Origin of the sequence: Alkalihalobacterium elongatum (assembly GCF_019024285.1) — a bacterium.
GTDB classification, from domain to species: domain Bacteria; phylum Bacillota; class Bacilli; order Bacillales; family Bacillaceae_F; genus Alkalihalobacterium; species Alkalihalobacterium elongatum.
The window spans coordinates 57,905-67,477 of record NZ_WMKZ01000025.1 but is presented as its reverse complement, the minus strand read 5'-3'; the positions used below and the strand labels follow the sequence as shown (position 1 = coordinate 67,477).

The 9,573-nt window shown below is 37.3% G+C and carries 11 protein-coding genes; 2 read left to right on the top strand and 9 right to left on the bottom strand.

The genetic code is table 11. The features are described from left to right. Nucleotides 1-121: 121 nt before the first annotated feature. Nucleotides 122-220: a YjcZ family sporulation protein gene (locus tag GKP30_RS18650; RefSeq protein WP_216830974.1), complete on the bottom strand. Its 99-nt coding sequence runs from the start codon at nt 218-220 to the stop codon at nt 122-124. Between the two features lie 153 nt (nt 221-373). Here GKP30_RS18650 and GKP30_RS18645 point away from each other — a divergent pair, with 153 nt between their 5' ends. Continuing rightward, nucleotides 374-937 (top strand): hypothetical protein, encoded by a 564-nt coding sequence (locus tag GKP30_RS18645; protein WP_216830973.1) that lies wholly within the window; start codon nt 374-376, stop codon nt 935-937. A 182-nt stretch (nt 938-1,119) separates the two neighbouring features. On the opposite strand, the gene GKP30_RS18640 is transcribed toward GKP30_RS18645, so the two are convergent. The 5 genes from GKP30_RS18640 to GKP30_RS18620 form a co-directional block, all read right to left on the bottom strand. Then, nucleotides 1,120-1,281 (bottom strand): hypothetical protein, encoded by a 162-nt coding sequence (locus tag GKP30_RS18640; RefSeq protein ID WP_216830972.1) that lies wholly within the window; start codon nt 1,279-1,281, stop codon nt 1,120-1,122. 164 nt (nt 1,282-1,445) lie between these two features. Then, nucleotides 1,446-2,330: a GNAT family N-acetyltransferase gene (locus GKP30_RS18635; RefSeq protein ID WP_216830971.1), complete on the bottom strand. Its 885-nt coding sequence runs from the start codon at nt 2,328-2,330 to the stop codon at nt 1,446-1,448. Between the two features lie 26 nt (nt 2,331-2,356). Beyond that, nucleotides 2,357-2,932: a TetR/AcrR family transcriptional regulator gene (locus tag GKP30_RS18630; protein ID WP_216830970.1), complete on the bottom strand. Its 576-nt coding sequence runs from the start codon at nt 2,930-2,932 to the stop codon at nt 2,357-2,359. Further along, nucleotides 2,922-3,650 carry an MBL fold metallo-hydrolase gene (locus GKP30_RS18625; RefSeq protein WP_216830969.1) on the bottom strand — a complete coding sequence of 243 codons (729 nt, stop codon included), beginning with the start codon at nt 3,648-3,650 and terminating at the stop codon, nt 2,922-2,924. The genes GKP30_RS18630 and GKP30_RS18625 overlap by 11 nt, the downstream gene beginning before the upstream one ends. A gap of 433 nt (nt 3,651-4,083) precedes the next feature. Next, nucleotides 4,084-4,998 carry a sulfurtransferase gene (locus tag GKP30_RS18620; RefSeq protein ID WP_216830968.1) on the bottom strand — a complete coding sequence of 305 codons (915 nt, stop codon included), beginning with the start codon at nt 4,996-4,998 and terminating at the stop codon, nt 4,084-4,086. Between the two features lie 334 nt (nt 4,999-5,332). On the opposite strand from GKP30_RS18620, the gene GKP30_RS18615 reads away from it, so the two are divergent. After that, entirely contained in the window at nt 5,333-5,563 is a 231-nt protein-coding gene (locus tag GKP30_RS18615; RefSeq protein WP_216830967.1) for a hypothetical protein, read from the top strand. Between the two features lie 7 nt (nt 5,564-5,570). On the opposite strand, the gene GKP30_RS18610 is transcribed toward GKP30_RS18615, so the two are convergent. The 3 genes from GKP30_RS18610 to GKP30_RS18600 are packed head-to-tail and all read right to left on the bottom strand — an operon-like array spanning nt 5,571 to nt 9,550. Continuing rightward, nucleotides 5,571-6,695: a GerAB/ArcD/ProY family transporter gene (locus GKP30_RS18610; protein ID WP_216830966.1), complete on the bottom strand. Its 1,125-nt coding sequence runs from the start codon at nt 6,693-6,695 to the stop codon at nt 5,571-5,573. 31 nt (nt 6,696-6,726) lie between these two features. After that, a complete protein-coding gene (locus GKP30_RS18605) occupies nt 6,727-7,923 on the bottom strand; it encodes a Ger(x)C family spore germination protein (protein WP_216830965.1) in 1,197 nt (398 codons plus the stop codon). Next, complete coding sequence (locus GKP30_RS18600; RefSeq protein ID WP_236035199.1) at nt 7,916-9,550, bottom strand: spore germination protein; 1,635 nt, start codon at nt 9,548-9,550, stop codon at nt 7,916-7,918. Before GKP30_RS18600 ends, GKP30_RS18605 begins: the two co-directional genes overlap by 8 nt. Between the last annotated feature and the right edge of the window lie 23 nt (nt 9,551-9,573).

The window sequence follows — 9,573 nt, the reverse complement described above, 5'->3', positions numbered from 1 at the left end:
CCTTGCTTTTGGCTATGTACTTACCGCTACAAGGTTGTACTCGGGACTTTCACCCGTTAGAGTTCGCCCATGCTGGGCGAACAAAAAAAGAGGATGACCTGGAGTCACCCTCATTGATTAATTAATAACCATAACCAACGTATGAAGCACCGATGATGATTAGAAGGATGAATAAAACAACTAATAACGCAAATCCTCCAGTGTACCCGTAACCTGACATGTTAATTCACTCCTTTATTTTATTTCATGCTTACAACCATACTGTATGCAAGAAAGATGTCATTTGTTTGGGCTTATGTCCTTATATGAAATTATGAACGAATGCCTAAGAAATGAATAGAATATGGGTGAATACATTAAGGAGGCTATGTAAATGCAACATTCTCATATGAACAGCCACATGACTCAACAACCGAGCGGACATATGCAACATGGAACAGGACACATGACTCAACAACCGAGTGCTCACACTTACTCTGGTCACATGGCACACCCTACGGTTCACGGCCCACATACAGCAGCAGGGCACCAAGATCATAATAAACAGATGCACGACACGTGTATGAACCTTCACTTACACTTTGTTCAGCTGCAAACAATTGACGGGGAAACGATTGATGGAATTATTGAACATGTCGATCACGAAGGAGTTACAATGTTAATTCCGACAGGGGAAACGGGAGACGGTCACCAGCATGACCATCACGGTCATTCACGTCAACTTGGGTTAGGAGCTGCTGCTCTTGGTGCTGGAGCACTTGGAGCTGGCCTTGGCGCTGGGTTAGGTTATGGACCAGGATTTGGATATGGACCTGGATTTGGTTACGGGCCAGGGTATGGGCCTGGTTTCGGTTATCCAAGACGGTTCCGCAGATTTAGACGCCGTCGCTTCCCATTCTTCGGGCTAGGTGGGTTATTTTTACCGTTTTTCCTCTAATTGAGCGAATTTAAAAAGGCTGATTAATAGTAGTTCTTTAAGCTACTATGATCAGCCTTTACTTATAGGACAAGTTATTGATGTAACATAAACATACAAAAAGCAGATTCAATTCAACTGAATTAATCTGCCGAGGTAATGGTCTTTATTTTAATTGTATTAAAACTATACCGTTAATATATTTACTTTTTCTTCTTTTCTGCTGGTTTTTCTGTCTTCTCTACATTTTCAGGTTGAGCTACTGGTTTCCTAGGAGGACCAAATACTAACATATCCCACGGATCCATTTGTACTTCCTGACGATCTGTTTTTTCTTCGGTTACCTTTTTTTCGTTTTCTGCCACATAAACCCCTCCTCAAACATTAATCAGTTTTATCATATTCTATAAAAACAAAATGGTTCGAGTATTGGTGGCTTTTTTTAATTGCAGTCTTGTTTAAACCTTCAACTACTTTATGCTGCGGGTTTAGCCTAAAATTTTTTACGGTCAATAAAATTAGCTTTCCTTTATGCATGGGCAATTAAAGGAAACTTAAACGCCCCTGTCAAAACGTCCTCTTTTGATTTGATAAATAATACATCATCATTCGTTTTAAAGGGTGATACTTTCGGTTCAATATCCATAAAAGAAGGGGTAAATTGAAATTTCACTTTATCGACTTGGTTCATATTTATATGAGGTAAAATGTCCTGAAAACTCACTTCATTTATACTAACGATATTGTATAAATTCAGCTGATTGTTTTCCAGTTTGTACATGATGATCGTATCCAATTCTTCAATATAATATATATCGTTTGGAAGCACATATAAGCAATAGAAGGTCAGTAAGTGTTCGGCGTTCTTTGCATCGATTTTCTTTGATAAAAATGTTTTTTCCCTATACGTATTCAAGATTTTTTTCATGTTTTCGGTGTTATATGGATCTAATTTTTGTAGAGGTACTCCCCTCTGTGCAAATTCATTACCAACTTCGATTTCAAATTGACTTTCAGATATTCTTTTAAAGCCGAACTTTGGGTAAAAGTCGAGCACTGACTGATTTGCAAATAAAAAAATCAGATCTGTAATCCCCTCATATTTTTCTAACACATGGTCCATCAAATTCTTTGACAGCCCTTGATTTCGGAAGTGAGGATCGATCATCACCGTACTAATTTGTATGGCACATTTTGGTTTTCCGTCTACTACTAAGTCCATGAGATTAACGGATACATTAGCAATAATTTGTTTTTCTTTTACGTAGGAATAGCAAATATAACGATCATTCCAGTACCCCTTTTGATACCAGCGTTCAAAATCAATTCCAAAGGTGTTTTTTGCTAATCGATTAAAGCTCGCTCTTAAAGCCTCATTGTGTTTGTAATCAGTGACTAATTTATAATCTTCCATCCACACTACTCCTAACAAGAGTCGTCTTATTTTTGGTTTTCCAAGGAATGAATTCCTCTAATAAAAGTTTCGATCAAAAGCTTTAAACTTACATCAATGTCTAGTGGTAAACCAAAGTTGCCACTTTGTTCAAGTGAGGCAAAGCCGTGTAAAATACTGCGAAGTCCACGTACACCATGAATCGCTTCTTCTTCTGTTAAGCTATAATCGGATAGTGCTTTGAGAACAAGCTTTACAATCTTGTCGCCAATATATTGGATGTCAGGATCTTTTAAATTAGGTAGTTGGACGCTTGCTGCGTACAAGCCTGGATGAGAGCGTACATAGGTAACATAGGCATAAGAAATTGCTCTAATCGCTTCATCACCCTTTTTATGAAGAGCAGCAGTCTCAAGCCTTTTATAAAGTTGCTCTAAACTATAGAGCGCTACTTTTTTCTTTAATTCCTCTAACCCTGTAATATGGTTATAAAGTGAAGGTGGACGTATTTGTAATTTTTTTGCTAATGTTGCGATCGTAACAGCTTCTATTCCTTTTGCGTCTGCCATTTCAATTGCTGCATTTACAACTGTTTCTGTATCTAATCCTACTCTAGGTGACATTTAATTTTTTCCTTTCCATACTTTGTTTCGCTTCATCAATTGCTCGTTTCATCTTCTCTGTCGGCATTTTAACCATTTCACCGTGACCAACGGCCAGCAAGGTTGGTTGTTGATCCAATAGTTTTTGTGCACTTTCAACGGCTAATGATTTACTCCAAGTGGCTAGCGCTGGAAATGGAAAGCTTAGTTTAAGTTCACCAGCTACAGTTACTCCCGTTCTCGTCTGAAAGGCATCTCCAGCGATAATCGCTCTACTTCTTGTGTCTAGAAACGCCATCTGACCAGGTGTGTGACCAGGAGTTGCAATCGCTAGAAGTGAACCAATACAATCTCCATCTTTTAGGAGTATATCTGCTCGTGTTTTTAGTTTTTTTGGTACACCACCGCGTATCGGGGTCTGCGGTTCTTCTGGTTCAAGCGTTAGGTCACCCGATAAAATTTTTGAGTCCCGTTCCGAAATATATATAGGCACATGAGGAAGAGCGGCTTTTAAGCGATCGAGTGCGCCTACATGATCATCATGAGAGTGAGTCAAGAGGATCCGTTGAATTGGCTTTTCCATATCACCTGCAGCTTTCAGGATCGCTTTATAACTAAACGGCAGAGCAGCATCAATTAATGTTAAACCATCTTCTTCTTCAACAAAGTAACAATTAACAGGAAAAAAACGTGGCATAAACGACAGTTGATAAACTGAACCCTCTCGTACTATTCTCATCGCAATCTCTCCTCATCTTTAAAAACTAATACCATTAGTTTTATTATAACTAATAGTATTAGTTTTGCAATTATTTTTTTCCATGATTTACTAAAAATATTTTGAAAAGGAGGATTTTTTATGAAGTAGTAGCTAGTCGATTGTTGTGTATTGAGGATTTTTACTTAAATTTAAGTAATTTGAGCTGATACTTTTGTTAGCACACACTTTTTCCTTTTACTGGGCAATTATCGTACCAAGTCTCTTTTTTGTACACCTTCCATTTTTTGATAAATAGATGTACTAATTCTCTGCTTAGAGCAGTTTTCTTCTTTTATTGAAATTTTTGGTGCTATTTTTATGGAACATGTACTATCACCTCTTATTAATTCCTACAAACTTAAAGAAGCCACCGCATGAAGAGCGTGGCTTCTTTGCTTCCATTTATTTAAGTTTAAGGTTGATCAATAGGTGTATCAGGATCGTTACCCCACTCTGCCCAAGACCCTTCATAAACGTGCAGCTGCTCAAATCCTAGTAATCGTAATACGAAATAGGTGTGGGAGGAACGTAAGGCCGTATGACAGTAGATAATGACAGTTTTGTCTGGGGTAACTCTTATTTGGTTAAATTGCTCCTCAAGTTGATGAAGAGGCTTAAAATATGGAACTCCTTTTAGTTGCAATGCTTCCTTCCACTCCAAGTTGACAGCTGTAGGAATGTGCCCTCCTCTTTTCGCACGAATATCTTCCCCGCGGTACTCTTCAGGAGATCGAACATCAAGAAGGACTGTATTGTCTTTTCCAATTGCATCCTTTACAAAGGATTTATCGACGATGAGCGTTTCTTTTGGTTGTGCTTTAAAGTTTCCTTTTTTGGTTTCATATACGTCCTTTGTTAATTCATTGCCACTATCAAGCCACGCTTTTAAACCGCCATCAAGCAAGCGTACGTCTTCATGGCCGTAATATTCTAGCGCAAAAAATAATCTAGCTGCATATGGACTGCTGCCATCGTCGTATACGACAACTGTCTGGTCATTTCTTACCCCGAGCTTTCTCATCTCTTTTTGGAATTGCTTTTTTGAGATAAGGTAATCCTCGATCGGATGATGTGGATCCTGTAGTTCGGTATACGGGAATTGCAAAGCTCCAGGGATGTGTCCCTCATCGTAGCCTTCTTTTCGAGTGTCAATAAGTTTTACAGCATCTTTATGTTTTCTGACCCATTCTGAATTAACCAATATGTCCACTGCGACTCTCACTTCATTACCCATTTCATTAGCATACGCTTTTTCCTGCCAAGTTCCACTAAAGCCAATGCCTAAGACCAATAAAAAAGTGACTAGTTTGATTAACCGCTGTTTCACCTTTCACCCTCCATCTCAATAAAGTCCTGACTTATTATGCTCAACTTACGAAAAGGAATAAGTGAATTTTTCATACTGAAATTTAGAAAGATGATAAAGGTCTAGTTACAGTGTAGAGATTAAACCCACCATTTCAAATAACATCACACTTTATCACACACACATATAATCACGCTCTGTTTCTATTTTAGGCTAAAATAACGGGTATAGTGTTCTCTTCTATACATAAGTGCGATTAGACCGAAATTTCGAAAGGGAACTCATAATATTTTTTAGTAATGAAACAATAATTGAAGAACCTAATCATTAGAAAATAGGAGAGGCGATAGTTAGGATGACTAAGCTCTTACTGATTTTTTTTTTATTTTTAGTTGCTATGACTCTTGTTCTTATTTCAATCGATTTATTATTAGGAATTCCTTTAAACCAAAGTTTAGTAAATGTCTTAAACCCTTTCTGGGTCATGGATCCAGGAGAATTTACCGTTCTTTTGATATTACTATTAATTTCCATCGCTATCCCTATACAATACTATTACAGACAAATCTTTAAAAAGAAAAGTTAATTTTATTTTACTGTAAATGCTGATTTACGGAATGATTTTTACTAAATAATTTCTTCCGAATAAGAACAAGAAATGCTAACACTAAAGGTATGTAAACTTGAAACGGCAAATGTAAATAATAAGGAACTAAATTAAGGCCTTCTTCCATATGCTCTGAAAAATTTCCCGCAATCCCTAACGAACCAAATAGAATAATAATTCCAATCGGAAAAACTAGTTTTTGATGGTTTTTGACATTAAACAACCTTTTAATCCCAATAACACCAACGTAAATAAAAAGAGCTATTTTAAAAAACATTCCAATCACCAACGTTACAACAACTAGTGCATCTAATCGTTCTAAAAAATCAGCAACTCTTATTTTTCCAACAGCTGCTAATAACGGAAACGTAGACCGGCTAGCGATATCCGCTCCTAATACAGCAATAATTACACACGCTGAATACGCAAGGACAACTCCGCTAAAAGTTAATGCAGAAATCGCTACTTTAAACGCTGTTTTTTGTTGATTTAAGTATGGGAGCAGCATCGTAAAAACAATCATTTCCCCAAACGGGAAAGTAAAAACGGTTGGAAATGTATGATTAATAACAGGTTTCAACCCACCCCCTAAAATAGGAAGTAAATTATCAATCTCAAAAATTCCTGCAAAGAAAATTAATATATTTGTTACGAAACCAATAAAAAGAAGGAAAAGTAGATAAAATTCACCAGTTCTAGCTAAAACTTCAATGCCAAGATAAAGCACATATGCAATCGCACAAATCATTAATAAATTAATTACAAATAGAGGGGTTTCAGGTAATGTTGAAGATAGTAAAAGATCGCCAAAATCCCTTAACACTCTCGTTCCAATGTAAAGAAAATAGATTACATAGAATAATCCGATCGTCCACCCTAGATATTTCCCTAAAATCAGTTGTAGATAATCCGTTAACGGAAGTGTAGGGTACTGTTTATATAAATAATAATAAACAAAAAATAGGATGATCCCTGCACTCATTCCAAGTAATACTACTATCCATGCATCTTGTTCTGCAGCGCTTCCAACACCCAAAACCATCGCACTCCCTAACTCAAAGAGAACGATCAAAACAAATAATTGAAAAGCATTTATTTTTGCATTTTCCACATTCCCACCCCCCTTTCAACAGTTAAATCAGCTAGTTACGAAAAGAATTTATTCTCATCCCTGACCGCCGAATAAAAGCGTTCACTTCAACATCGACTTCAACTGTAGAAAAAATTTTTGACCACTCATTTTCATATTTATCCCAATCGTGAGGAAATTGTCTTTCAACAACGTTACCAAAACCCAAAATATCAGCTTTTTCTTGTTGAGCTACCTGAATTACGCTTAGTGCCTCATCTTTAATTCTCGCTGAAAGCTGTTGTTCTAATTGATTAATAACTTCAAAACTAGAGATATCTATCGAACAATCGGCTTCAGCAATGTTTCCTTCCTCATCTATTATGACCTTAAATTCTGGCTTACCTTCTACAATATTTGCCTGAACATTGGTTTGAGAGCGAATGACTTCAATTGCAATGGCATCTGTTTTTCCGTTACAGTCTAGATTTACAATTGTGCTTTGGATACGGTCTAACACCCAACTAGTACCTCGTGCTTCTCTCCCTTCCAACCATCGAATTAATCGTCCATCTTTAAATAGAGCAAGACCATTAAGTTCTAGTGAAGCAGGTGGATACGATTCCTGTAAATTATCCATTGTACCCCCAAGCTTTATATCGCCTACAAGAGTAACGCCACTCATCGTTATTTCTTTCCCCTTACTCACTAAAGCCTGAATAACATCATCAATTTCAGTGACGATATTTTCTCCCCACACCCTCTCTGATGTCTCGATCTCATTTGTAATTTTTTTGGCTGCAATTCTTTCAACAGGTGATTGAATCATGAGAATTTCTTCAGCTGTTATGTTTCTTGCAATAACAACTTGAATATTTGTGCGAAATTCGTGATCACGTTCAAACCAATCAATGAGTTTATCGATCCCTTCTTCTTTTGCAAATTGTTCGCTAATGACAATCAAACTCGTGTGTGGAAAGTAAATTTTTCTTGGTACTTTTTTTGTCGTCCTGCGAATGGCTTCAAAAACGGTTTGACCAGGTGAGGAATAGACAATGGTTGTTACTGCATTTCGCTGTCCTCCTTCCTGTCCAGTTGCCACCTCTCCAGCATTAATAATTTGAAATGAAACATTAAATTCCCCTTGATCGGTTTTATCAATTCCAACAGCTGATATTAATGAAAGATCAGTAAGTTCCTGTGCGTTCCAACATCCAGTTAAAAGAAAGGAAACTGTAAACAGCACTGTGACAACATCTTTTTTACGCATCTGGAGACTCATCCTTTGCATTAGGTGGTGCTGGTTTCATTCCTTGTTTCATCCTTACTGTTCTTTTTTGACTAATTAAACTTGGGCGTTTCCTGCTCGCCCAAAGCGGGAAACGAAACAATCCGTCTTTTTGATCTTCAAGATTTAATGGTGCAAACGGGGCTAAATAAGGGACTCCGAATGACCTTAAGCTGCTTAAATGGGCGACAAGCATAATAAGACCAATCATAATTCCGTATAACCCCATCGTTGCAGCAAATACCATCATCACAAATCGTAAAATACGTCCAGCTACAGCCAAGTTGTATGCAGGCGTCGTAAAACTTGCGATCGCTGTTCCAGCAACAACGATAACCATGGCAGCTGAAACGATACCTGCTTGAACGGCAGCTTGTCCAATAACTAAAGCACCTACAATAGAAACCGCTTGACCAATGGCACGCGGCATCCTAACACCCGCTTCCCGTAAGATTTCAAACGTGGCTTCCATTATAAAAGCTTCAATAAAAGCTGGGAAAGGAATTCCTTCTCGTTGCGCAGCTAAGCTTATAACCAATGTTGTTGGAATCAAATCTTGATGAAAAGTAATCAAAGCAATATAAATTGAAGGCCCTAACATCGCCAATGTAAAAGCAACATATCTTAGAATTCTAATAAGTGTCGATAAATCATAGCGTTGATAATAGTCTTCTGCTGCTTTAAAAAATTGTGAGAAACTCGTTGGTACAATAAGAACAAATGGTGTTCCATCGACGATAATCGTTACTCTGCCATCTGAAATTGTATTAGCTACAATATCCGGCCGTTCTGTATTAAAAACGGTTGGAAAAATAGTGAAATTATGATCCTGAATTAATTCTTCAATATTTCCTGAACTTAATATCTCATCAATTTCGATACGATTTAGTCGGTCTCTTACTTCTTTTACAATCTTTTCGTTTGCGATCCCTTCTAAATACACGATAGCTACATCGGTTTGACTAACTGTACCAACTTGTAACATTTCAACTCTTAAGTGCGGACTTCTTAAACGCCTTCTTATTAACGCAATATTAGTACTAATCGTTTCTGTAAACCCATCCTTTGGACCACGAATCGTAATTTCGGAAGTCGGCTCCTCTACTGATCGTTTCTCTCCCCCTACTGTTCCTCCAACCAGAGCTCGGTTAGCCCCATCGATAAATAAAATCGTCATCCCAGATAAAAGGTCATGAATAATTGAATCCCAATCATCTGCAAACTTAATATTAGCAACTGTAAGGATTTGGCTCTCAATAAATTGTAATAAACTTTCCATGGAGCGTTCGGGCTGGATATCACTATCGATTGGTTCTTCAATCAGCGCTTTAACTATGAAATCACTGACAAGCTTTTCATCAACAATTCCCTTAAGATAGATAACTGCTCCTTTTACTAATGGTTCTCTTGTTCGTATGAAATCACGGATAATGAGGTCACTACTATTACCCATCATTGTGTTTATTTCTTCAATATTCTCTTTTAAATCAGCAAAAATGGGTTTATTTATGCTAATTCCATTTTCAACGTTTTGTGGTTTCTCATTTTCATGTTTCTTTATATTGATTAGGGAGGATAGAGGCTTTATTTTCATTTTTTTTGGCTTCATCTTGACTCACCTTAGCTGCTTTC